Below are 24,341 nucleotides of genomic sequence, written 5' to 3'. Positions count from 1 at the left end.
TTATCCTCCCGTCACCTGATCCAATGCACGCTGTGCGGCTTCCTTGGCTTCCTTCAGCGCCTGCTCGGCAGGCATGTTGGAGATTTGCACTTTGTCAGCTGCCACCTTGAGCGCATCCAAAATTTTGCCGCCTGTCGGATCGATGAAAGGCTCCGAAGCATGCTGCGCCTGCAGCAGAGGCTGCCTGCTGTGTGGATTTTGCTCGCTGTACTCCTTGAATTCAGGCACTTCCAATGCGGATTGGCGCACAGCGATATAACCTGTATTCATGGACCATTTCGCGGTATTTTCCGCTTTGGTGAAGAAGGTCAGCCATTTATAAGCCGCTTCCTGCTCCTCAGGTGATGCTTTGGCCAGGATGCCTGCCTGAAGGGCCGATGCGACCGGTGCCGGATCATGACCTTCCCAGCCAGGCTGCGGCGCCGCGGCAAGCTTGTTGAAATCGAGATCGCCCTGGTCCCCGCTGGAGCCTGTATATCCTGCCGCCTTATCCTGCAGCACATCGTCAATTGTCTTGTACCAGTACTCCCAGCCCTGTCCGCCGGAATGAATCGCCATGATCTGATCCTCGAAAATCCATTTGCGGAAAGCATCCCATGTCTCAACCCACTCGAGGCTGTCAATCATAACGGTCTTGCCGTCCTCGCTCAGAATGCTGCCGCCGCGGCTCAGCGTCGCGTCAATCATGTTATCCGCGCCCCACATCGGCTCCCAGCCGTACACGGTTGTTTTCCCGTTTTCCTTGACGGTGAGCTTCTCGGCAGCCGCCGCCAGCCCTTCCCACGTCTTGATATCCTCTTCCGTAATGCCGGCCTTCTTGAACATTTCCTTGTTGTAGTACAGCAGTTGGGTCGTTCCGTACATCGGCAGGAAATACTGCTTGCCGTCCACTTTGCCCTGGCTTAGAAACGCTGGAATAAAGTCATCCGCCTTAAACGTGTCATTCGCAGCGATGAAATCATCCAGAGAAGCAAAATAACCATTCTTGGCCCAGACTACATCAGAGGCGAGCGCCGCGGCCGGCACCTTGCCGGACGCAATGGCAGCCTGCAGCTTCTGCTTCGTTTCATCATAATTGCCCTGCACCACCGGCTTGACGATGACTTCGTCCTGGGAAGCATTGAATTCGTCAATCAGGCTTTTCATCTCATCACCGAGCTTCCCGCCCAGGCCATACCAGAACTCGATTTCAACCGGCTTTCCGTCGGCTGCACCAGCGCTTTGGTTCTCAGTTGCTCCCGCCCCTGTACTTTGATTGCCGCCGCAGGCCGTCAGAACGATAAACGACAGAATAAGAAGTCCTGACAAAATGCTTTTCATTTTCAACATCTTCAACATGTACAGAAATCCCTCCATTTTTTCGATGCAATTCATGCCCGATGTATGTACCAACAGCGCGAAAAAACTTTTCTCCGCACCCTTATCCTTTGTTCACGCTGAACGCGTTGTTCACCCCCTTAATAATCCACTTCTGGGCGATCACGAACAGCACGAGCAGCGGTACAATAGTGAACGTGCTGCCTGCCATAATGAGCGGCCATTTCATGCCATAACCCCCGCCCTCCACGAAGAAGGAACGCAAACCTGCGGACACCAGGCTGAGCTCGGGAGATTTGGTAATAAGCATGGGCCAGAAATAATTGTTGTAATTCGAGATGAAACTGAGCAGCGCCAGAACGATAAATGAGGAGCGTGCCAGCGGAAACAGCAGTGTGAACAGAATTCGCAAATGACCAGCCCCGTCGATCTTCCCGGCTTCCACCAGCTCCTTTGGCAGCTGCATGAAAGCCTGACGGATGAGGAAAATGGAGAATACGCTGACCGCATTCGAGATAATAAGACCTGTATAGGTATCGATCAGGTTCAGCTTCGACAGAATCATATAGCTCGGCAGATAAGTAGCGGATACCGGCAGCATATACATCGTCAGAATGACCCCCAGCAGCACATTTTTGAATGGAAATCGCATATGGGTCAGTGCATAGGCCATCATGGCCGACAAGAGGATCTGGCAAATGACGATCATGCCTGCCACAAAGACACTGTTCATTAGATATTGTCCGAACGGCGCGGCGTTCCACGTTTCCACGAAGTTGCTCCAGAGCGGCACCTCAGGCAGCAGTACCGGCGGAAAGGCCCTGATTTCATCATTGGACTTCAGCGAACTGGTCACCATCCACAGGAAAGGAAAAGCCATAGCCAGGCTGATCAGAATCAGCGCTGCATGCCGAATGATCCGGGTCAGGATGGATGAACGATACATAACGTGCCTCCTCTAAGAGAGATAGTGTACATTTTTGCGTGATACGAGAAATGAAACGACTGCAAACAGCCCGATAAATACGACCAGCATGAGCGCCACCGCCGAAGCCTGCCCTACATTGAACTGGTCAAAGGCCGCCTGATAGTACAGATAAAGCAGGGTTCGTGTTGAGCCTGCAGGACCGCCCTGGGTCAGAATGTTGATCTGGTCATATGCCTGAAAGGCATCAATCATCTGGATAATGAACAGGAAAAAGGTTGTTGGTGAAATGAGCGGCAGTGTGACCGAAAAAAAGGTCCGCAAGCGTCCCGCACCATCGATGGCCGCCGCTTCCCTTAGACTTTCGGGGACGGACTGCAGGGCTACCAGATAGAAGACCATCACCCACCCGAGTCCCTTCCAGATCGTAACAATCAGAATGGCAACCATCGCCCATGCTCCGTCCTGCAGCCACGGAATCGCCTCAATCCCAAACACGCTGAGCAGTGCGTTCGCCAGACCCGATCTCGCTTCGAAAATCCAGGCCCACACAATGGATACAGCAACGGTCGGCGTCACCCAGGGAGAAAATATAATCGCCCGGTATATGCCCGACCCGGCGAGCTTGCCATGCAAAAGCAAAGCCAGCAGCAACCCGGCTGTCATCGTTGGAATGACACTTCCGGCTGCAAAGATGAGCGTCGCCCGGATCGTTGCATAAAACTCGGGGTCCTGGAACAGGTATTTGTAGTTGTCCAGGCCGACGAAGGTTTTCACCGGACTCATGAAGTCCCAGCTCGTGAAGCTTAAATAAGTAATGTAGATCATCGGGATGATCCAGAATACGATCAGGGGGAGCATAGCCGGGAGTATGAAAGCGTACGCCTGCGGTTCCCCCCATCTTTTTCTCCAATTCAATGCCTGACAACTCCAATCTATTATTCAATTTTTTTTGAATACTTTCTCTACAGGCACTATAAATATACTTAAATTCACTTCCGTATAGTTATTATTGTACTTTCATTTTTTCAGACTGGGTTATCTCTGTGTAATTTCAAAGGCATTTCTTCGTAAAATTTGCATTTCCAGCCTACATTTATTGGAATTCGACTTACATCCTTGTCAGCTGCGGAGTATAATGATGAATATTCAAGAAATTTTGTTCTAATGAGCACATACCGGTAATGTGGAGGCTGCCATAGTGAATCAGACGGGAAAAGAGCTCCCTGCACTTGCCCAATGGGAAGAGCTGCGGGAGAAGGTTGTTGAGGCCATCGGGATCACGATGGATTTGTATGGAGTCACCCACTCGGCGGGGTTATTGTATGGAAGAATGTTTTTCGAGGATAAACCGCTGACGCTGGAAGAAATGAAAGACAAAATGCAGATGAGCAAAAGCAATATGAGCTATGCGGCCAGATCGCTGCTGGATAACAACATGATTGAGAAGCTGGACACCAAGCTTGACCGTAAGGATCTCTATCAGGCTCAGAGCGATTTTTATATCTTTTTTCGCAATTTCTTCTCCACCAAGCTGCAGCGCGAGCTTGATGTGATGACGGCGTCCATTGAACAGGTCATGCCTGAGCTTAAAGAGCTGATTCTGCATCCGGGTACCCCTGACGATGTGCGGCAATTGGCATTGAAGGACCTGCATAAGCTGTATCATGCGGTTGAATTTTACGAGTGGCTGCAGACCTTCATTGATCTGCTACAGGAAGGCGAGCTGGAGAAGTTCATCCACGACGCCCGTCAACAGCGGCAAAACGACAACGAAGGTGTTCCAAAGGATCCGTCGATCTGACCGCTCACCTTCTGCTGTTCTGAGACGCTCCGAGAGCGAAGCTGCTGCATGCATCCCCTACAAAAAAATGCCAAGAAAAAATAGCGAGTGTTGATGGAGATTGACCACCAACACTCGCTATTTTAAATTGACGAATTGTAATATGAAATGCAACAGCTACAAACTATTCATGAATTATTTGCGTTTGCCGATCAAAACTGTCAGGTCTACGGTAATATCCATATGCTCCTGCTGCAGCACCTGCCGGACATCCTCTGCCGACGCATGCCACGCTAAGGGCGTCATCCGCAGCAAATGCTCCAGCAATCGCCCAGTCAGAGCCAGCTTATAATGAACCCGCTGCCTGTCGATGAGATGGAAATGGCTTTCGAACAGCTCCAGCGTAGCTTGATTCGAATAACTTTGTGCACCTGACTCTCCGTGCAGCGCCTCTCTTAGCTCTTGCAAATATCCGCTTTCCGGTACCACCTTGATGACCATTCCCCCATCCGTTAGAAGCCGCTTGAACTCCCCATAGCTGGAAGGCGACAGAATATTCAAAATACACTGGAACTGCCTGTCCGCAAAAGGAGCTTTAGCCAGGTCAGCAGTACACCAGATCGCCGATTCCGCCGCTTTGGCCGCCATGCGAATGCCTTCTTTGGAGATATCCACACCTACACCCAGCAGATCATAGGCTGTCTTGCTCTGCATGCTGCTCAGTACATCCGCCAAATGCGAGCCTTCGCCACATCCGCCATCCATTATTTTTATAAGCTTTCCGGTTTCGGAGGCTTCGGAATCCATATGCTTTATTATTGCTTCAACAATGCTCTCCGTCAGCGGCGCAAAAAAGCCATGCCGGTGCAGGCTGCTGCGCGCTGCAAACAGGGACTGGTCATATTTCGTTTTGGGCGCATGTGAGAGCCAGTTCACGTACCCCTGTCTTGCGATATCGTAACAATGCCCTTTCGCACACACCAGACTCGTTTGATCGACAAGCTGCATTGGTGTGGAGCACAGCGGGCAGGCAAAAATATTTACATGTTGAGTAAAGAGACGGAATTTCCCGTTTTTGGACACAAAAAAACACCCTTTCATTCATTAATCGAGAATGAAAAAGGCACAGAAAAATAAACCCTGGCATCATACGGAAAAAATAGCCGGGCCTATAGGTCTGCACCTCTCATTAACGATAACGAATGAATTGGATGATCATAACGGTCAGTTCCTCCTGTAATTGAACAATGGTTGTACAATGCTTTCGGCTGTCCCTAAAGCCGTTGAGGAGCATTAAGCTCCTCCCATTTTATCGGTACGGAACGACTGGTGCAACCTTAAAGCACATACTAGCCTTTAAACATCAGTCGGATAGCCACAATAAACAGACATACCGACAGGATGCGGATAATGACCTTTGCCGGGATTTTGGATGCAATTTTCGCGCCGATCTGCCCTCCGACAAGCGCTCCTATGGCAAGCCAGACGAACGTTCCCCACATGACATGGCCCAAAGCTACATGGGAGACCGTTCCTACCAGAGAAGAAAGCAGGATGGAGAACATGGACGTCGCCGTCGCAATATGAGGCGGGAAGGCCAGAAACAGAATCATCGTGGGCACCATGACCGAGCCGCCGCCGATGCCGAACAGGCTGGAGATGAACCCGACAAAAAACGCCACCGTCGCACCGAACCACATGTTAAACGCATAGCTGTGCTCCAGCCCGGATGTATCTGAAATTGTCCTGGACACCGTTGGACGCAGAAAGCCACCCTTGCTGCGGGTAGGTTTGAAATTAATCACCACAGCCATAAGCATCAGAAACAACCCCAGCGCAATAAAGAACACACGGCTGCCAACAACGCTCGTTGTCCAGGCGCCAAGCACAGAGCCCGGAACCATGGCTATCGAGAAGGCGAGTCCGCTGCGGTAATCGATTCTTTTTTGTCGCGCATAAGCCAGCGTACTGGAGATCGCACTGACGAACAGGACAGCCATCGACGTGCCTGAAATGTTGGACACCGGGATGGTGTACATGAACGCCAGCACCGGCACAATAATAAATCCGCCGCCCAGACCGGCAATGGCTCCGCTTATCGCGGCGAGCATGCCAATCAGGACCAGCAAAAGACTTTCCATATGTAGTTCATTCCTTTCCGTATGGCAACAGCAGCAGTTTGCAATCTTGACAAACAACGGCAGACCGGCCTGCACGGCCAGCCTCTCATAACGTTACCACACTCCTGCTTTCTTATGAAGTTTCTGCCCCAGTAACAGTGGAAATTATCTCTGTTCTTGGCCTTTTCAAGTAGAATCCACGGGATTTGGCCTTAGGGCGAGTATACGGTATTAAAAAATACAAATTCACGAATCTGTAATAATATGCCCCCTGCCTAGCCTCGTTTCCCGGAACCCGGCCATATGCCTTTCCTGAAACAGGATCGGACGTGCTCCGCCCATAAGTATCACATTCCTGGTAACCGTACCTCCATCCGCCGGCATTGAAAAAGCTTTAGTGTACGGAAACTCTGCGCTGAGCGTCGTATGAATGGCCTGAATGTGCTTGTCCTTCGTCCCTCTTCCGATCAGATTCATGATGACCGCTCCTCCGGGATGCAGCTTCTCAGCCGCCAGACTGAAAAATTCTTGAGAGGTCAAATGGTGCGGCGTCCCCCTTTCCGTAAAAGCATCCACAATTACATAATCAAAACGGTTCGGCTCTTCCCGGCTCAATAACTCACGTCCGTCACCAATCACAACCTGCTCCGCTGCACTGCCGAAATAGGTACGACTCAGCTCCACCACCTGGCTGTCCAGCTCGGCGACCTTGAAGCGTCTATCCGCAAAATGCCCAGCTATCGTCCCGATGCCATGTCCAATAAGGAACACATCCTCAAATTCGGGTGTGTTGCATTGCATCAGATGAATGATGGCTCTCGGATACTCAAACAGAATCCGGTCCGGATGCTCCAGATCAAGAGCCCCCTGTACCGCCTGGTTGGAGAACTCCAGCACACGGAACTTCCCCTTCTCACCGAATAATTCCGTCGTATCATACACCTTAATTTCATGATTATCACTTTTTTCGTGGAACAATATATGCAATATACACGATCCCCTTCATCGTTCTTGATCAGCTGCAGCCTCATCCTGTATGGTTAAGCTATCTTATTTTACACCATTTCAGGCAAGAAGCCTTGAAGTCCGAAGACCTTGAATGTAAGGAGCGCCGCTGACATGATTGATTTTGAATGGTACAGAAGCTTTATCTATATCTACAAATACAACTCGGTCTCCGAAGCAGCCAAAGCCCGAATGATGACCCAGCCGGCCATGAGTCAGCATCTCGCTTATTTGGAAGCGGAAGCAGGAGAAGCTTTATTTATCCGAACCGCCAGAAAGATGATCCCCACCGAAAGAGGAAAAGCATTATACTCACAGCTTGCTCCCCTGATTGAATCCTTGGAGGAAGCCTCATTAAACATCAAATTCGTTTCGTTGCCCACACTGTCTATTCTCAGAATCGGCTCTGCCATTGAATACTATACCGAGCACATTCTTCCGGGACTGTCCGACTACAATACGAGCACCGTTACCCACTTTGGTACGGCCGATCAATTGCTGGAATTACTGAAGGAAGAGAAAGTGGACATTATTTTTACATCTCAAAAATATCAAACACCGGGCATCGAATATACCAAATTAAATGATGAAGAGTTTGTGATTGTCGCACCTGCGACCATGGAGATTCCTCAGAACCTCGATAACAATTCCAGAGAGCAATGGCTTTTATCCTGCCCATGGCTTAGCTACGGGCTGGATTTGCCGATCATTAGAAGATTGTGGAGGGAGCATTTCAAAAAGAGGCCGCTGCTCAAGCCCGCTCATGTCATTCCGAACCTGCATCTGATTCTTAAAGCGATCGAGAACGGTGACGGTGTAAGCCTGATCCCCACCTACATCCTGGAAAATGCAATGAACAAGGCCAAAGTCAGGGTCATTTTCGAAGATTTAAGTGTAAAAAACGAATTGTATGTTGCCTATAAAACAAAGCATAAACATCTGCCCGATATAAATCGTATCCAATCAATCCTGCTTGGAAGAGCATCAAATGACTGGACTAATCCATAAATATATTTATAGTTTCCCCTCAAAAACATAATTTGTTTTATAACATGGGCCTGATTAGAATGAGCATTGTGAAAGAAAACAATTTTTGAGGAGGCTATAAAAAATGGCTAAGAAGGTTTTGATCGTTGTCACGAACCACAGCGAAATTGAAGACGGCAAGCAGACGGGAATTTGGCTGTCCGAGTTTGCAGAAGCATATATTGAATTTACGAAAAAAGGATACGAGATTACGGTGGCCAGCCCGCTGGGCGGCAAAGCCCCTGTAGATCCCGGCAGCGTAGACGAGAGCACTCCCCAAGAGATTCTGGATGCAGAGAAGTATCTGCAAAATACGTTGAAGCTGGATGATGTATCTCATGAAAGCTTTGACGCCATCTTCCTGCCGGGCGGACATGGAACCATGTACGACCTTCCGGATAACCAAAAGCTGCAGACTTTACTGCGTGAATTTTACGAAGCTGACAAAATTGTCGCCGCTGTATGTCATGGCCCGGCAGGCTTGGTCGGTGCCACATTGTCCAATGGACAGCCGCTCGTTGCCGGCAAACGGGTCAGCGCGTTTACGGACAGAGAAGAGGCAGATACTGGCTTGAGCGCAAATCTGCCGTTCCTGTTGGAAAGCAAGCTTCGTGATTTGGGGGCAATCTATGTCGCTGCTCCAAACTGGAATTCTCACCATGAGGTAGACGGTAATTTGATCACCGGCCAAAACCCTCAGTCCACGTTGGCTGTAACCTATGCAGTTATTGAAAAATTAGGCTCCTGATTTTTTAGGGGAAAACGATTCGTGACTCTTTAGGCTTATATAAATCAAGGCGGACCATAAGGCGTTGTTGAGATGCCAACAGACAGCCTCAAATTACGAAAATCATAATGGTACTCGCAAGGTACGAAGGGCAAAGGTCGAAAACCAGGGAAACTTACTCCGGTTCTCGACCTTTTTTCCATCAGAAATCCGATCATTTTAAGCCTTCGCGGTTGCCGGTTCCCCTGCAGAATTTGATTTGTTGACGGCAAAAGTACGGGTCAATGCGCTGACGATCAGGGATACAATAATGTTGGCCAGCAGTGCAGTTATACCGACATTCAGATCCTGGAACCAGCTTGGAGCAGCCGGGAAGAATGTGCCCATATTTGCTCCAACCAGATTGATATAAGCCACAATGAGCACACCTGCGCTGACTCCCGCAAATACGCCGTACTTATTGAGCGGATTCCACTTTAAAAAGCTGCAAACGACGGCGGGCGTCAGCTGGGAAACGAAACCGTACCCGCTAAGCATAAGCAGCAGGATAGCCGAACCGCTGTTAAAGGTACAGATCAGTGCAATCAAGGCTACGACCGGCACGAGCCAGCGGGCAAGCGTCATCACCTTCTGGTCGCTCATCGACGGCCGCAGCGCCTTCACTACATTGTTCGCGACGAGAGAAGCCGTGGTCATCAGCAGCATGGAGCCGGGAACAAGCGCAGTCAACAAACCGGCAGCTCCCAGCACGCCGACAACCCATGGGCTGAAGGTTTGCTTCACGATGGCGAAAATCGCAATATCGTTATTGCTGATACCATCCACATGCAGGACGGCGGAGGTACCGATAAACAGCACAAACAATGTAAACAGCATGTATATCGGAAGGAGAAGTGTGTTTTTCCGTACAGATCGCGCATTTTTAGCGGAATAGGTGGCGATGAAGCCGTGCGGCCACATGTAATATCCGAGCGACAGCAGAATCAGGCTGGATACATACCAGGATGTGCTGTACCCTTTGTCTTCCAGACCCAAAAAGCCCAGCTTCGCCGCTTCCACTGCTTTAAACATTTCACCGATGCCGCCGAAATAGTGAAACGGCAGATACAGCCCCAGGAACACCACAACGACCACAATCAGGATATCCTTGATGACGGCGGTCCATGCCGAACCATGAATACCGGAGAACATGACATAGACCGTCACGGCCAGCACCCCGACCCAGATGGCAGCCGTCGGTGAAATCATGCCATAAGAGGCTTCGGAGATGATAATCCCCAGCCCTTTGAGCTGAATAATCAGATAAGGAATCATCGAAACAAAACCGACAGCCGCTACAAAAACACCGAGTGCGGGGCTGTTGTATTTTCTTGCCTTTCGAGGCTCTGATGCCAAGATACAGCGAGATGACAAGAAACACACCGATGATGGAAATCGAGATTGCCTGCTGCGCCATCACTCTGCCGCCTCCTTCTCTTCATGAAGTTCAGCCCGGTTATCCGGGTTCAAAAAATCAACGAGCAGCATGATGCCGACCCCCAGTATAATCCACATGACCATCCAGAACAGTAAAAGCGGCAGTCCCATAATAAAGATGTGGCGTTCTTCGAAAATACGGTTCATCCAAATGACGCCGAGCGGCATGCCCAGATACGCAATCAGCGACAACAGATACAAAGGAACTTTGCTTCTCATGTGAAAATCCCCCGTTCGTTGATTTCCCCTACAAGGTATGTTACATTTAATGCCTGCAAATTTTCTTTGGAGGGTGACGTGCTAAGACGTCCCCCCATTTTTTTATCTTATTTATTCAATCTCAACAATAATTTCCACTTCAACCGGCGTATCAAACGGCAGCTCATTTGTGCCTATGGCCGACCGCGCGTGCCTTCCTTTATCCCCAAAAACTTCGATTAACAGATCGGAGGCTCCGTTCAATACATAAGGCTGATCCTTAAATCCTGGCGCGCTTTGGATAAAGCCGAGCATCTTCACTACTTTTTTGACCCGATCCAGATCGCCGAGATACGACTGCAGCGAAGACAGAATGTTGATCACACATCTGCGCGCCGCTTCCTGCCCCTGTTCAATTGTGAGATCCGCACCGAGCTTGCCCGTCAGGATCAGCTCCCCGTTCTTACGGCAGTCATGACCGGATGTATACAGCAGATTTCCCGTTTGGGTCACCGGGACATACGAGAATTTGGGAACACCTATCGGTTCAAGCTCAATATTTAATGCCTTTAATCTTTCCTGAATCGCCATTTTGCAGTTCTCCTCCTGAACATGATGAATTATTGAAGTATGGACATAGCCAGTTCTCTGTAGATTTTCGATGCTTCGATGAGCTGTGCAATCGGGACATACTCATCTTTTACATGCGCCTGCAGAAGCGACCCCGGACCGAAAATAACGGTTGGAATGCCCAGGTTCACGGATAGAAACGGCGCCTCGCAGCTTGCCTCAAATATGGTTACCTCCGGATCGGTGCCTCGCACACCCTTCACTGCGTTGGCGAGTTCAAGCACCAGAGGATGGTCCTGCTCAATCATGGTGGCAGGAATGAACAGATAATCCTTGATTTCATAAACAAAGCCGCCTGCTGCTGCCACACTCGCAATCACTTGGCTTAACTGCTCCAGCACGCTCTCCCGCGTCTCCCCCGGGATCACGCGGCGGTCAATCTCAATTTCGCAGCTTTGCGGTACGATATTCGGGGCCGTACCGCCCTTGATCTGTGTCACATTCAAGGACGGGCTGCCTAAAAGCGGATGCACCTGCTCCTGAAGCTCGTTTCTAAGCGGTTCAAGCCCTCCTATAAGCAGCGCCATTTTCGCAATGGCATTGTCAGGCTCCTTCACCTTTCCAGCATGCGCTGCGATCCCGGAGGTACGCACCCGATAGCGCCCTATTCCCTTATGGGCAATGCAGATGTCCAGTTCCGTCGGTTCGCCAATGACGGCATAGTCGGCAGCAATCGGATGTTCCAGAAAGTGACGCATCCCGAGGTTCACCCTCTCCTCGTCGGCATTGAACAACAGAATCAGCTCTCCTGCAAAAGGATTACCGCGTCGATGCAAGCAAATGGCGGCATACAGCATGGCCGCAACACCCGACTTCATGTCCGCTGCCCCTCTACCGATAAGGGAGCCGTCCTGTATCACTGCCGAAAAAGGATCAACACTCCAGTTCTCGCCTGCCGGTACGACATCCAGATGCCCGTTAAACAGGAGTCTTGGCCCCTGCTTCTGTCCCTTTAGAATGGCCGTAAGATTCGGCCTTCCCGGCGCAGGCCACTGCATTTCGGCATTGATCCCCTCCCGCTGGAGAAGCTCATATATGTAACGCGCAGCCACCTCCTCGTAGCCTGGCGGGTTCACGCTTTGGCATCGGATCAGGCCGCAAGTAATCTCCAGCAGTTCCTGTTCATCAAATACTTCTTGCCAAGGGTCTCTCATTTTCGATCAACTCCTACTGCGCCCATAGTTAGCTGCTCTTGCCTCTTGCATCAATCTTGATGACCTCCACAACCTCACCGGCACGAACCCCCAGTACTTCATCGCACAAATTCGGAATGACGCAAGCGTGATTCGGGATGATCGTAAGCTGCTGGCCAATTTGCAGGGATAGTGACGGATCGTACCGCAAGAAGCCATGCTCCTCGTTCAGCTTGAAAATTTCGATCTCCGGTTGCTCGATGATATAGCCGTATCCTTTGGAAAAAGGCATCATGTCCGTCGTCAGCGTCTTGGAGCCGGCATCGATAATGGCTCTTCCCGGAGCCGGCACACTGACTACCGTTGTGACCACACGCAGAGCGCAATCATCCACCGTCACCATCCCCATGGACAGCTGACCTACATCATGGAACAGATAGTTGCCGGCACGAACTTCCGTCACGCCATCCAGATCCTGCGCAAACTTGGATGAAAGCGAGGAGCCGCCGCTAACGACCTGGAGATCGATACCCGCTTCGCGAATCATGTCTGCCGACTGCTTCAACAGCAAGGCTTCGCTTCTTGCCATGGCCCGGATGCTCTCTTTGGAGCTTTCGGCATAAATTTGCCCGGCGTAAGACAGCAGGCCAACAATTTCTATTCCGGGAAGCCCGTGAATCTGCTTGGCAAATTCCAATGTGTCTTGCCCGGGCTGCCGGCCACAGCGGCCAATGCCTCCATCCACTTCGATGTAAAGAGGAATTCTGCTCCCCAGACGCTCACCGACGCGTGAGACCGAAACGGCCCCTTCCACACTGTCAGCTACACAAGTGACCTTGATCTGCCGGGCCAGACGAAACAACCGCTTCTGTTTGTCTTCTCCGATGATGGGAAATGCGATCAGAATATCATCGAAGCCTGCCTCGGCCATGACCTCGGCCTCGCCTAATTTGGCGCAGGTAATCCCTGTACAACCGGCTTCAAGCTGCTTGTGCGCGAAATATACGGATTTGTGTGACTTAATGTGTGGACGGTGGCGGATACCTGCGCTTCGAACAACCTCAGCCATTCGCTGGATGTTGCGTTCCGTAATATCCAGGTCAACAATAACAGCCGGTGTAGATACGTTCATTCCGTTCATGCTCCCTTCTTTGCAGTATTAAAAATCGAGAATCTTCACCCCTTTTTAAAAATAAAAAAAATTAGATAAAAAAAATATTTTTTAGATCATACACAGTATGAATTCAATCAGCAGATTTTGTCAATATATTATTCAAATAAAGTGAGAAAAGATAACATGCGGCCAGCCATTAAATGTTTGCGCTTTCATTTTATTCGAGGAGAAAATCCACTTACGGGGAAAACCACAACTTCTCATCGTGGATGAATTGTGAAACCTGTGAACATTGATTTTGAAAACCCAAACGATGTGCCCGGCTAATATTTTTAAGAATAGCCGGGGGATATGAATACCAAGTAGGCAGCATGTGAAATTCTGCAGTTTACCGTATGTTTTGAGGCGAGTTTTTATCCGACTGGGCTCTGACTTCATCGAGATAGTTGTACAGGGTAAATTTGGATATATCCAAAAACTGGCATACCTTGTCTCCGGCCTTCTTGACCAAAAAGGCTCCGCGCATGTCAAGAAATTGGATCGCTCTCACCTTATCTTCCTTGTTCATATGAGATACTGGTTTGCCGATTTCTTTCTGGCACTCCTGCAGAAGATATTCAACCAGATCATTCACATCATTGACGAACACTTCCTTCACCTCTTGATCAAGGCTGTGCATCGTGATGGACCGGAGTGTATTCTCCGCAACCAGGAAATCCGAAATATCCAAATTGATGCAGAGCGCTCCCACGGTCTCACCCTTGCTGTTCTTGAAATAGGTGGACGAGGAACGGAGAATCTTCCCGTCCTTCGTCTGGGTAATATAGTTGTACCGATCACCGTCGGCAACCGTTCCCCGGAGCACCTCGAGGCCCAGATTGCTTCCGCAGTCTCCAACCTTTCTGCCGGTGATATGCCCGTTTTCAATCGCTACAATCGTGCTTTCATAGCCCTGAGTCAGATCATGAAGTACAACCTCGCATTTATTGCCGAATTGTGCAGCAATGCAGCGGACCAAAGGCTGCAGCACGTTCATTTCATCTTTGATATTTTCCATTTCACACACACTTTCCGCATTTATCTCAAAAAAAGTTTGGTGTCCAAACAAAAGTTATTATCCCTAGTTTCCTTAAAGTTCGTTATTTTGTCAAGCGGAGAAGGTGAAAGAAGACAAAAGAAGCTCCATACCCTGTTCTGGGCGTAAACATAAAGCGAAAGCCTGGCCCCAGAACGCCGCCTCAAAAAAGTTTTCCCATGTCAATGTTCTCAAGGATTTCCCCGCTTTCTAAATTTTTCAATGTAAGCATCGACAATTATTAGCTTATGTTAATACAGTACGAAAACCCTGCTTGTTAACTTTTCAGACGCTGTATCCCAAATCGTCAAGTGGGTGATCAATTTTGCTCCCCTTGGCATCATGGGACTTGTCTTTGATTCCATTACAACCAACGGGCTGTCTTCCCTGCTCGATTACGGTAAATTACTGCTCGTACTTATTGGATGTATGCTGTTTATAGCGCTTGTTGTGAACCCGGTGCTACGATTAATATGGCGGGTGCGGCGGTAACAATTTCCGTCCTGACTCTCGCAGCGGTTCATACGCTTGGTATTGAAGTGGATTTTGGTACAGCGCTGATTCTTTCCGTAGTGTCCGCTATATCTGCGGCTGGCGCTTCAGGTGTGGCCGGCGGCTCACTTCTGCTCATTCCGCTGGCATGCAGCCTGTTTGGGATCCCGAACGAAATTGCAATCCAGGTGGTTGGTGTGGGATTCATCATCGGTGTCCTGCAGGACTCTTGTGAAACCGCGCTGAATTCCTCCTCCGACGTCCTGTTTACGGCAACTGCCGAATACGCCGAGCAGCGTAAAGAGGGCACGGAATATACAATGAGTGCATAATGAGTAAAAGGAGCCCATTCAAGGCTCCTTTTTTGGTATTAATCACACAACTTACTTATTGATCTTCAGCACGGAAGCATCATTAATATCGTACAGCTTACCCTTGTTGGCATCAACAAGCTGCGTAATTTGCTTTTGGGCCGTTCCGCTTGTTGGTGCGATGGCATCAAGAGTTACATTATTCTTTTTCAGCTCGTCGATAATTTGCTGAATAGAATAGTCTGCTTTCCCTTGAGCTGTGCCCTTGTCGTGAACCGGGGCATCCGTGATAAAAATGATTCTTTTGGAGTTCTTGCTGCCAGACAGCTTGGTAACCGCCGTATGAATCGCATCCAATCCGGATTCCGCTTCATCCCCTCCACCGGCAGCCGTCAATTTATTTAAATTGGCCTTAAGCGCATTTTTATTGTTCGTAAATTCAAAAAACTCCAGATTTTTATTCGAAATATCTACATAATTCATATCCCGGTAAGCCACGATTGCAAAATTAGAGCCGGATGGTACGGAATCCACAAAGCTTTTCACCGTGTCCTTGACGTAATCTATGGTCTCCCCCATACTGCCAGTTACATCCATGACAAAGACAATATCGGCGGAACCGTTAATGCCTTGCGATATTTTTTCTAAAATAGGCGAAGAGCCGGACGATTCACTTCCCGTATCTTCCTCAGTTTTTTCGCTTTCAGCGGTTGTAGGGATCACGGGCTCGTTTTGGAAAATGATAACCGAGCTATAAGCGCTGCTCCATTCCACAATTCCGCCAAACGCCTCGCCAATAAAGCGGATTGGAACCATCGTCGTTCCGTTGATTAATTGTGGGGCCGCACTTAATTTAATAGCCTTACCGTTCACGTAAGCGACCTTGGAGCCAATCGTTAGTTTAAGGGTGGTTCCGCCTTTGGTTGCCGTGATCGTTTTGGTGGTGCCGTCCCATTTGACCGTTGCACCAAGGGCTTCAAACAGAGCCCGGAACGGAACGAGCACACTTCCCTTGACTTTGACAGGTGGCTGCACATAAGCTTGTCTTTGCCCTTCAATAAGCACTTGAATCAGTGAAGTTTCGTTGTTGATGGGCACAAATTGCGGGATGGATGCTGCCAGGCCGCCTGATTGATTGATCGTTTTCAAATAAAAGTAATATCCGCCCGAAGGCAGTCCAAGCTGATTCATAGAATAGGTTGTAGACGTGCTTGTGTTCATTCGGATTCGTTTAACGACATTCCCTTTTGCGTTCTTGATGATCAGATAGGAAGTGTAGGTTGGCTGGAACGCCGAAGCTTTTATACTGACCGTAAACGTAAAATTCGACTTGATCGTAATACGGCCAGGATATTTCTCCCCGGTAGGTACGTTAAACTCTAATACTTCATTATCTGAAGACCCTGTTTCAGTGGACGGAGTATTCTCTGTTGTTTCCCCGGGAGACGTCTGAGTATCTCCTTGATCACCAGTAGATGCCCCAGTATCTCCGGTCTTATCGTCAGAAGCCTCAGTCTCCTCTTCATCATTGGCAGATCCTTGAGTATCCTGAGTTTCATCCGTAGACTCTTGAGGATCTTCGGTTTTACCAGCAGATACATTAGTCCCACCTGTTTGATCGGTGGATGCTTGATGATCTCCTGCTTCACCGTCAGGGGTACCAGTATTCCCCGTTTCACCGGAAGACGTTGGCACACCGACAATAGAAGCAACAGGAAAGTAAAAGTAAATGTACGAGCCAGGACTCGGGGCATCATATTTTTCCGATATCGTTATGGTATTAGTCTCATGATTAAAAGTGAATTTGGATGTAGGAACTTCCTTGTTGTCTATGTACAAAATTACTTTTTTACTCGAGTTCAGAACATAATTTGATGTTAATTTGTAGCTCCGTGTTGAACCTTCCCACCTAGCAAGAAAAATACCAATATGTTCTATGCCCGAAAAGTATGTTTTCCATTCAAAGGTTGGGAGAAGCCAGTATGTAAAATTAAGCTCTGCTCCGGAGTAGGGGGCTTCACTCAGCGTTATAGTGTGATTGTCATAGTCAACATAGTACTCTGAGGGATCAGCTTTGACAGCGTTGATATACAATTGAAGATGACTGTCGGGTGTAATTCTATTGTTCGTCTCGTATTTAAAAACACGCTCTTGTCCGTTCCCATCCGGAAGCATATAGACCATGAGGTCACCTTTCACATATTCATGCGAGGTGGGAATCTTCACATCTTTTGTGACTAATGTAGCTTCTTCAGCTTTTGCAATTCCTGTATAAAGCTCCAAATTGCCCACCAAGAAAATAGAAAGAATAAACAAAATTATCAGTTTCCTGTACTTCATACCATCTTCACTCCGTTTTCATTGATAAGTCTATGATCGGCAGTCCATTCCTGTATGTGGAAATCACGGCCGATAACTTACTTTACCACAGAAAACGATACTTTTATACTATGTTTTCTATATTCAAAGTATAAAAGGCCTACCATTCAATTTCTACATATAAGCCGATGGAATCACACCTCTTTAATCCCAAGAAAAAAGGACGGCCAGAACGGCCCCCCCTATATCTTGATTTCCTGTATTTGAATATTGGCAGCCGTGCCTCCGACTTCTATCTTAATCACGTCCCCTGTTTCGTTCACAGCCAGCCTTACCCGAATTTCTGATGGGGAATTCATCGTATAGCCCTGTTCAAAAATGAGCTGCCCGGCTTGCGCGGATGTAATTTTTCCATGTTTATATAAATAACAAGTTAGTGCCCCATTGGAAGTCCCCGTGGCACTCTCTTCGGGAATGTCATATAAAGGAGCAAAGTTTCTGCAGCGGGCAATGGCGTCAGTTGACGTATCCAAAGTGAATAGATGATAACCGATGACATTATATTCTTTGCTGATGTTTTTAATTTGCTCAAAATCAGGGTCAATTTGTTCCAAAACATTCATGTTCCGGACAGGAATCAAAATATCCCGCAAGCCTGTAGAAACAATTTGGATAGGCAAATCAGAAAGCAATTCATCCGGACTAATCTGTAAGGAATCGGCAATGGCTTGTCGGTCGATTTCTTCATAAAATTGCGGCAGAGCCTGTGCAAGAAACACGCTGCCGTCCTCTTTTACAGCCACCTCTAATACTCCGGCTTTCGTTTCCAGAGTGTACGTTCCGCTGCAGATCAATTTTCGGGACATCATCAGATAAAAGGTTGCAATCGTTGCATGTCCACACAAATCAACCTCATCGGTAGGAGTAAAATAGCGGACTTTAAAATCAGCATGCTGCGACTTTTCCACAAAAGCCGTCTCCGAAAAACCAACGCTCCGTGCCACCTGCTGCATTTCTTCGGCTGACATCAAATCAGCATCCAGGACAACCCCGGCCGGATTCCCACCCTGCTGCCCTTTCGCAAAGGCGTTTAATGTATAGACTTGAACATTCATTTGAATCCCCCATCTCGTAGCTAATAAAAATATTTTACAGGCTCTGCTGCAAAATAGATATGACCATTGTGGAATATACAAAAGGATAGGGAATCGGATCTTAGGCGCAGTTTGAGCGTTTAGTACCTTGTTTTATTTAGAGCCATCCGAGAAAATGGAAGAAAGACTGTTTTCATACCTATTTAGTTCGGGAGGTTGACATGAACAGCGCAACGATCATTACCCTGCTCATCATTTTCGGGCTGACTACCGGTTTAATTACGCTGATTGTCGCCTTGAAATCACTTCGTACCAATCTGAAAGCCCAGCAGAGCCGTAAGGAGATCTTGGCCGACGGAACCCGGGCAAAGGCGCTCATTCATTCCGTTCAACAAACCTCATCCACCATGGGTGGACGGCCGGGTATCCAGCTTGATTTAACGGTCACCCAAGAGGACGGCCAAACCTTTCGGACCACAGTGGAAACCTATATTTCCGTCGTGAACATTCCCAAATACCAAAATGGTGCTGTCATCGATGTCAGATACAAAATGATTGGGAATGAACGAAAGGTCGAAGTGGAGAATGCTTATATTCCGTCCGCATAAAACGCGGCATGTACGCTTCCCAATACTCTGGTTTTCACATTTCCAACCCTCATCTTTTCAGACGCATGTTTCAATACTTCTTTTCACGGGAAGAAACTTAGAAAAAATTCACCTTATCTGTGAGCTTCATTTTTAATTTCCCAATCGCTGTTCTCCTATGATCTTTTTGCTCAAACTCCTCTGGCTTCATTTCAGCAATCGTTTGCCCATGAGGGAGCCCAAAAATTCGGGAATATCCTGAAGCATTGCTTCCTCTTTTCTCATTTGCGATTTTCCCGTGCAGCTTGGCTTCCACAATCATATGCTCACCATCAGGCAGAACAGCAGCAAGAGCACTTTGAAAATAGGCACTCCGGTTATGACAGCTGCTCATTTTCCTCAAAATTTCGTCAGCCCGGTTATCATCTGTACCTTCCATCCATCTTGCCGTTTTCACACCCGGGAATCCATCCAAGGCCTCAATAAATAGTCCCGAATCTTCCCCTACAATAATGGACCTGCCATCGCCAGATATCGCTTGAGCTTTCAATAAAGCATTGGCTTCACAGGCTTCACCGGTTTCTTCTACATCCTGAATATTGCCGTTCTCATACTCCTCAAGTGTTATAACCGGAATGTTTAAAGAAGACAAACCTTCACTTAACCACCGTTTTTTCGATTCGTTCCAGGTTGCCAGAATGATCCTCATTTTATGCCCTCCTTTATTTCACCTTTAATCCAAATAGATCAGACAAAATACGCCTCCGGCAGCCTGAGTCAGGAGCAGGAGGCGTTGCTGCAACCGTTAATCCTTATAACGCTGCAGTGCTTGATTTATTTCTGCTTCGGCCGCAGCCTTATCAGCGACCCCGTTCGTTTCCACAACTTTGCGGTTGGATGGAAGCAGTTTGTATACCTTGAAAAACATCTCGATTTGCTCGGCTTGGATTTTTGGCAAATCGGAAATATCCTGTACGTTATCATAAGATGGATCAACGTCGCTGACCGGAACTGCAATAACCTTGTCATCCTGTTCGCCATCGTCGATCATTTTCATCATGCCAATCGCACGCACCTTCACAACTGTACCAGGCACAAGCGGTTGTCTTGTAAGTACAAGAACATCCAGCGGGTCGCCATCTCCCCCCTCCGTTTGTGGGATTGAGCCATAGTTGGCCGGATATTGAACAGCCATCGATTGAAAACGGTCGGCAACGAGATGCCCTGTAGTTCCGTCAATCTCGTACTTTGTAAAGCTTCCGGCCGGAATTTCAATCACCGCATTGAACTCTGTGCCATTCCCCTGCTGCGGATAATCGAAAGGATGAACCCATGGATAAGCCGACTGATGGCTGCTTCCCTTGTATTGCTCAATTGCCGTTTTTAATGCCGTCTTCGTCTTATTCGCATCCGTATAACCGTTTAATTCAACAGCCTTACGCCCTTCCGGAAGCTGCTTATACACTGAAAAAAACTTCTCGATTCTCTCAGCTTCAATTTCGGGCAAGTCGCTAATATCCTTAATGTTATCGTAGGTAGGGTCCACTTTGGACACCGGAACGGCAATGATCTTTTCATCGTTCTCGCCACCGTCGATCATTTGCAGAGTACCGATGGGCCTTACCTTGATCAACGAGCCCGGAACCAGCGGTTCTCGGGTTAGAACAAGCACATCCAGCGGGTCCCCATCCCCTCCGAGCGTCTGCGGAATGGACCCATAGTTAGCCGGATATTTTACCGGCATTGATTGAAAACGGTCTGCAAGCAGATGCCCATTGTCGGCATCAATTTCATATTTCGTAAAGCTTCCGGCCGGAATTTCGATCAAAGCCATCATTTCTTCCGGAAAATTGCTGTCTTGCGGGTAGTGGAACGGATTCACATATGGAATATATTTTTGTGTTGTATGCTCCGACTTGTAGGTGTCGATGGCTTGCTTCACCGCTTGTTTGGTTTCATCCGCTTTCTTGAAGCCGTTAAGCTCCACACTTTTCCTGCCTTCAGGAAGCTGCTTGTACACTGCAAAAAACTTTTCAATACGCTCTATCTCAATTTGGGGCAGGTCTGACAGATCTTTTACATCATCATAATATGGATCGATTTTGGAAGCAGGCACAGCAATGACCTTTTCATCCGCTTCCCCGCCGTCGACCATATTCAGGGTGCCAATAGGACGCACTTTAATTATTGTTCCCGGAACAAGCGGCTCTCTGGTCAGAACGAGCACATCCAGCGGATCGCCGTCTCCGCCGATCGTTTGCGGAATAGAGCCGTAGTTGCCTGGATATTGAACAGACATGGACTGATACCTGTCAGCAATAACATACCCGGTGTCGGCATCAATCTCATATTTGATCAGACTTCCCTGCGGAATTTCAATGACTGCATTAATTTCTTCCGGATAATTATCCGTCTGAGGATAGTCAAAAGGATGAATCCTGTTCGTGCTCCCGCTGTCTGCTTCTTGCGCCGACAGGGAGGGTGAAAATCCGCCAATGAACACAGAAACCAGTAATATGAGCGCTAAATTTTTTTTCATCTACGCCTCCGCCTAATATAGTATTAACTTGTGAGTTTAATGCTCATTTATATGGCGGATATAATGGGTATGTAAAATTTGTGTTAAGCAAAATAGCCGCCCTATTAAAGGACGGCTGTACAGTATTGTCAAATCTCATTTTCGAGTCAATCAGTGTTATCGTTTAATTCTATACGGTAAATACGACGCTACTTTTGTGTGTCGCCATATACTTCCGGCGCGGGAATCCCCTTTTCAGCTGATCTGCTTACAGATTCCCAATCTTCCCATGTTTTTAGGCGCTCTTTGTAGGTGTTCCTAACGAGATCAAAGATCATACTTCCCAAGATCAGTCTTAGGGGAGGATTTTCACTTTCCACCAGCTTCATGAGAGCCTCAGCGGCTAAGACGGGATCGCTATCTACCGAGCCTTCCGCATTTTGTTTCGCCAGTTCCTCCCTAAGAGAATCGTAGGCGTCCAATGGATTGCTGTAACGCATTGCTGTATACATATCTGTCCAGTAGCCGCCAGGCTCTACCATCGTGAGCTTCACCCCAAAGTGGGCTGCTTCTTGTGCCAAAGCTTCACTCAACCCCTCTAGCGCAAACTCACTTGCACTGTATAAGCCTGACATTGGGCCTGAAATCAATCCTCCGATACTGGAAATCTGAATCAAATGCCCTGTCCTCTGTTCGCGCAGGTAAGGAAATACCGCCTGACAGACCCAAAGAGCACCGAAAAAATTGGTTTCCATCAGGTCTCTTGCATCGGTTTCGCTCAATTCTTCGACCATGCCTAAAGTCATAACACCCGCGTTATTCACCACGATATCAAGATGTCCAAAATATTCTACTGCCACTTTAACCGTTGCGAAGACAGCATCTCGATCCCTTATATCGAGCTTCAAAAAATAGTAACGAGTCTTGATATTGCTCCTGAAGCTTTTCTAATTTACCAATAGTTCTTGCGACAGCCACAACTCGATCTCCTGCTTCTAAAGCAGCACTGGTAAATGCAAAACCAAGCCCCTTACTCGCCCCCGTAATAAACCAGACACGACGTTTTTCAATATTTCTATCTAACAGCTTATCGGACTTCTGTATGGTCATTGAAATTCCTCCTATTGAAAAATAAAAAACACAGGCCATTCTCTGCCTGTGCAAATCGTAATCGAATAGGAATATCCATATGAGTCCATGTTAGCAGTAACGATAAAGAAGCATCTCCAAAAAAACAAACGGAGATAACTCATTATGCTTACACTTATACATGAACAAGACAGCATATATGGACAGACTCATCCCGATTACTCTGCTAACAGGCAGAGTGAAAAGAAAGCTCAAATTAATGCAATATACATTAACGTTTGCTTATCGGGAAGAATCAATCACACATAACCCTCCGTTCATTTCAGATAGTGCCAGTGTAACAATGCCAATCACAATTTTCAACTAAAGTCTTCTTCCTTCATGATCGATTCCAAGCGCTTGCTCAACTTCTTCTATGCTCATCCAGCCCTTTTCTTTGCCGGCTTGCTCGCCCTCAGTCAGCTGAGACATCAGTTTTAGCGACGCCCTTAGTTTCTCATATTCATTATTTTCCGACAGCATATAACTCACAACTCCTTTCTTACTAGTATCACAATAACATACCTCGTCATATAACTGAAAAGCCCGCTAGAGCAAGTACATGCTCCGGCAGGCTTCAGGATTACACTTAGACGCGTTCCTATTCTTGGTCTGTGTGTTATTTCAGCTTGGCCACGGTTACGGCCACTTGTTCAAGCTGCTTCTGGCTCAGCGTATGGTCCGGCGAACTCAATGTGACAAAGCGGTCGTTCAGCGCGAAGCTTAACATCGGTGTCTTATCCGGCGTGTACCATTTAGCTTGAACTCCGTTCGACAGCTTTACCTTCTTGCCATCGTACAGATAGGCATAGTCTCGCGGCGCTACGGTCACCGTCATGTGCTTAAAGAGCAGATTTACTCCATCCTCCGAGGAGCCAACCTTATTAAAGGCATCCCCTTTGACCATTTGTGCCGGAGCATAAGGCGTTTCGAAGGATTCGAATTTTGCATACGCCTTGGTGATCTCCTTCAACTGAGCTTGGGTGAAATTCACCGTGGTCAAGCCCACGTTGGCGTCGTTGTTATTCCCGCCTTTCCCGCCGCCAACCAGCACCTGCTGCTTATTGGCGTCATAGCTGACTGGCACATCCAGCACATCCCCAAGCGCACGCACCGGTAAATATGTCGTACCGTTATAGGTGATTGGCGTTAACTTGTTGCCTTGACTGTCAACCAGGGAGTAAGCTTCCCCATTTACCTGAATACCGATCGAATGATTGAGATAAGCGGTGATTTTCTGCAATTGCGTGCCTGCGTACACTCCGGCTGCGCCTGTTAAAGTCATGCCGGCTACGGCGATGGTAATGATCGATTTTTTCATATTGTTCATGTCATTCGTTCCCCTCTGTTCAATAGTTGTGGA

General features: G+C 48.0%; 22 protein-coding genes and 2 pseudogenes. 5 read left to right on the top strand and 19 right to left on the bottom strand.

The features are described 5' to 3' along the window. From ACI1P2_RS14955 to ACI1P2_RS14945, 3 genes are all read right to left on the bottom strand, one after another. Positions 1 to 1,338 (bottom strand): ABC transporter substrate-binding protein, encoded by a 1,338-nt coding sequence (locus ACI1P2_RS14955; protein ID WP_355320651.1) that lies wholly within the window; start codon positions 1,336 to 1,338, stop codon positions 1 to 3. A gap of 82 nt (positions 1,339 to 1,420) precedes the next feature. After that, a complete protein-coding gene (locus tag ACI1P2_RS14950) occupies positions 1,421 to 2,263 on the bottom strand; it encodes a carbohydrate ABC transporter permease (RefSeq protein WP_355320650.1) in 843 nt (280 codons plus the stop codon). Between the two features lie 12 nt (positions 2,264 to 2,275). Then, positions 2,276 to 3,103 carry a carbohydrate ABC transporter permease gene (locus ACI1P2_RS14945; protein ID WP_408976231.1) on the bottom strand — a complete coding sequence of 276 codons (828 nt, stop codon included), beginning with the start codon at positions 3,101 to 3,103 and terminating at the stop codon, positions 2,276 to 2,278. A gap of 340 nt (positions 3,104 to 3,443) precedes the next feature. Here ACI1P2_RS14945 and ACI1P2_RS14940 point away from each other — a divergent pair, with 340 nt between their 5' ends. Continuing rightward, complete coding sequence (locus ACI1P2_RS14940) at positions 3,444 to 4,046, top strand: GbsR/MarR family transcriptional regulator (RefSeq protein WP_355320648.1); 603 nt, start codon at positions 3,444 to 3,446, stop codon at positions 4,044 to 4,046. A 174-nt stretch (positions 4,047 to 4,220) separates the two neighbouring features. Here ACI1P2_RS14940 and ACI1P2_RS14935 read toward each other — a convergent pair whose 3' ends face one another. The 3 genes from ACI1P2_RS14935 to ACI1P2_RS14925 all read right to left on the bottom strand — a co-directional run bounded on the left by ACI1P2_RS14935 (position 4,221) and on the right by ACI1P2_RS14925 (position 7,132). Next, entirely contained in the window at positions 4,221 to 5,108 is an 888-nt protein-coding gene (locus tag ACI1P2_RS14935) for a putative RNA methyltransferase (protein WP_355320647.1), read from the bottom strand. Positions 5,109 to 5,374: 266 nt separating this feature from the next. Further along, a complete protein-coding gene (locus ACI1P2_RS14930) occupies positions 5,375 to 6,166 on the bottom strand; it encodes a sulfite exporter TauE/SafE family protein (RefSeq protein ID WP_355320646.1) in 792 nt (263 codons plus the stop codon). Positions 6,167 to 6,391: 225 nt separating this feature from the next. Beyond that, positions 6,392 to 7,132, bottom strand: coding sequence for a spermidine synthase (locus tag ACI1P2_RS14925; RefSeq protein WP_355320645.1), 741 nt, complete (start codon positions 7,130 to 7,132; stop codon positions 6,392 to 6,394). 132 nt (positions 7,133 to 7,264) lie between these two features. Between ACI1P2_RS14925 and ACI1P2_RS14920 the strand changes: the two genes are divergently transcribed. Next, positions 7,265 to 8,158 (top strand): LysR family transcriptional regulator, encoded by an 894-nt coding sequence (locus ACI1P2_RS14920; RefSeq protein WP_355320644.1) that lies wholly within the window; start codon positions 7,265 to 7,267, stop codon positions 8,156 to 8,158. A 103-nt stretch (positions 8,159 to 8,261) separates the two neighbouring features. Continuing rightward, complete coding sequence (locus ACI1P2_RS14915) at positions 8,262 to 8,924, top strand: type 1 glutamine amidotransferase domain-containing protein (RefSeq protein ID WP_355320643.1); 663 nt, start codon at positions 8,262 to 8,264, stop codon at positions 8,922 to 8,924. Positions 8,925 to 9,122: 198 nt separating this feature from the next. On the opposite strand, the gene ACI1P2_RS14910 is transcribed toward ACI1P2_RS14915, so the two are convergent. The 6 genes from ACI1P2_RS14910 to ACI1P2_RS14885 form a co-directional block, all read right to left on the bottom strand. Further along, the gene (locus tag ACI1P2_RS14910; RefSeq protein WP_355320642.1) at positions 9,123 to 10,298 is read right to left on the bottom strand and encodes a sodium:solute symporter family protein; all 1,176 of its coding nucleotides are present in this window, start codon (positions 10,296 to 10,298) and stop codon (positions 9,123 to 9,125) included. Positions 10,299 to 10,358: 60 nt separating this feature from the next. After that, positions 10,359 to 10,598, bottom strand: a complete 240-nt coding sequence (locus ACI1P2_RS14905) for a DUF3311 domain-containing protein (RefSeq protein ID WP_355320641.1) — start codon at positions 10,596 to 10,598, stop codon at positions 10,359 to 10,361. Between the two features lie 111 nt (positions 10,599 to 10,709). Beyond that, positions 10,710 to 11,168 (bottom strand): RidA family protein, encoded by a 459-nt coding sequence (locus tag ACI1P2_RS14900; protein WP_355320640.1) that lies wholly within the window; start codon positions 11,166 to 11,168, stop codon positions 10,710 to 10,712. Positions 11,169 to 11,197: 29 nt separating this feature from the next. Continuing rightward, entirely contained in the window at positions 11,198 to 12,361 is a 1,164-nt protein-coding gene (locus ACI1P2_RS14895; RefSeq protein ID WP_355320639.1) for a M20 family metallopeptidase, read from the bottom strand. Positions 12,362 to 12,389: 28 nt separating this feature from the next. Beyond that, positions 12,390 to 13,472, bottom strand: a complete 1,083-nt coding sequence (locus ACI1P2_RS14890; protein ID WP_355320638.1) for an alanine racemase — start codon at positions 13,470 to 13,472, stop codon at positions 12,390 to 12,392. Between the two features lie 370 nt (positions 13,473 to 13,842). Continuing rightward, positions 13,843 to 14,511: a helix-turn-helix transcriptional regulator gene (locus ACI1P2_RS14885; protein WP_355320637.1), complete on the bottom strand. Its 669-nt coding sequence runs from the start codon at positions 14,509 to 14,511 to the stop codon at positions 13,843 to 13,845. A gap of 276 nt (positions 14,512 to 14,787) precedes the next feature. Here ACI1P2_RS14885 and ACI1P2_RS14880 point away from each other — a divergent pair. Next, positions 14,788 to 15,353, top strand: a pseudogene (locus ACI1P2_RS14880) (cation:dicarboxylate symporter family transporter); the annotation flags it as partial. A gap of 51 nt (positions 15,354 to 15,404) precedes the next feature. On the opposite strand, the gene ACI1P2_RS14875 reads toward ACI1P2_RS14880, so the two are convergent. Next, entirely contained in the window at positions 15,405 to 17,027 is a 1,623-nt protein-coding gene (locus ACI1P2_RS14875; RefSeq protein WP_408976228.1) for a stalk domain-containing protein, read from the bottom strand. Positions 17,028 to 17,893: 866 nt separating this feature from the next. After that, positions 17,894 to 18,766 carry a PhzF family phenazine biosynthesis protein gene (locus ACI1P2_RS14870; RefSeq protein WP_355320635.1) on the bottom strand — a complete coding sequence of 291 codons (873 nt, stop codon included), beginning with the start codon at positions 18,764 to 18,766 and terminating at the stop codon, positions 17,894 to 17,896. 200 nt (positions 18,767 to 18,966) lie between these two features. On the opposite strand from ACI1P2_RS14870, the gene ACI1P2_RS14865 reads away from it, so the two are divergent. Continuing rightward, on the top strand, positions 18,967 to 19,353 hold the full coding sequence (locus tag ACI1P2_RS14865; RefSeq protein WP_355320634.1) for a hypothetical protein: 387 nt from the start codon (positions 18,967 to 18,969) through the stop codon (positions 19,351 to 19,353). 97 nt (positions 19,354 to 19,450) lie between these two features. Here ACI1P2_RS14865 and ACI1P2_RS14860 read toward each other — a convergent pair whose 3' ends face one another. From ACI1P2_RS14860 to ACI1P2_RS14840, 5 genes and pseudogenes are all read right to left on the bottom strand, one after another. Beyond that, complete coding sequence (locus ACI1P2_RS14860; RefSeq protein WP_355320633.1) at positions 19,451 to 20,041, bottom strand: non-canonical purine NTP pyrophosphatase; 591 nt, start codon at positions 20,039 to 20,041, stop codon at positions 19,451 to 19,453. 96 nt (positions 20,042 to 20,137) lie between these two features. After that, positions 20,138 to 21,871, bottom strand: a complete 1,734-nt coding sequence (locus ACI1P2_RS14855) for an inorganic diphosphatase (RefSeq protein WP_355320632.1) — start codon at positions 21,869 to 21,871, stop codon at positions 20,138 to 20,140. Positions 21,872 to 22,059: 188 nt separating this feature from the next. Next, positions 22,060 to 22,960: pseudogene (locus ACI1P2_RS14850) on the bottom strand (SDR family oxidoreductase). A 342-nt stretch (positions 22,961 to 23,302) separates the two neighbouring features. Next, positions 23,303 to 23,461, bottom strand: a complete 159-nt coding sequence (locus ACI1P2_RS14845) for a hypothetical protein (protein WP_355320631.1) — start codon at positions 23,459 to 23,461, stop codon at positions 23,303 to 23,305. A 136-nt stretch (positions 23,462 to 23,597) separates the two neighbouring features. Beyond that, complete coding sequence (locus ACI1P2_RS14840; RefSeq protein WP_355320630.1) at positions 23,598 to 24,308, bottom strand: hypothetical protein; 711 nt, start codon at positions 24,306 to 24,308, stop codon at positions 23,598 to 23,600. Positions 24,309 to 24,341 lie beyond the last annotated feature (33 nt).

The sequence above is a fragment of the Paenibacillus jiangxiensis genome (assembly GCF_046098255.1).
In the GTDB taxonomy this organism is placed as follows: domain Bacteria; phylum Bacillota; class Bacilli; order Paenibacillales; family Paenibacillaceae; genus Paenibacillus; species Paenibacillus jiagnxiensis.
This window is presented reverse-complemented; position numbering and strand designations above follow the sequence as displayed.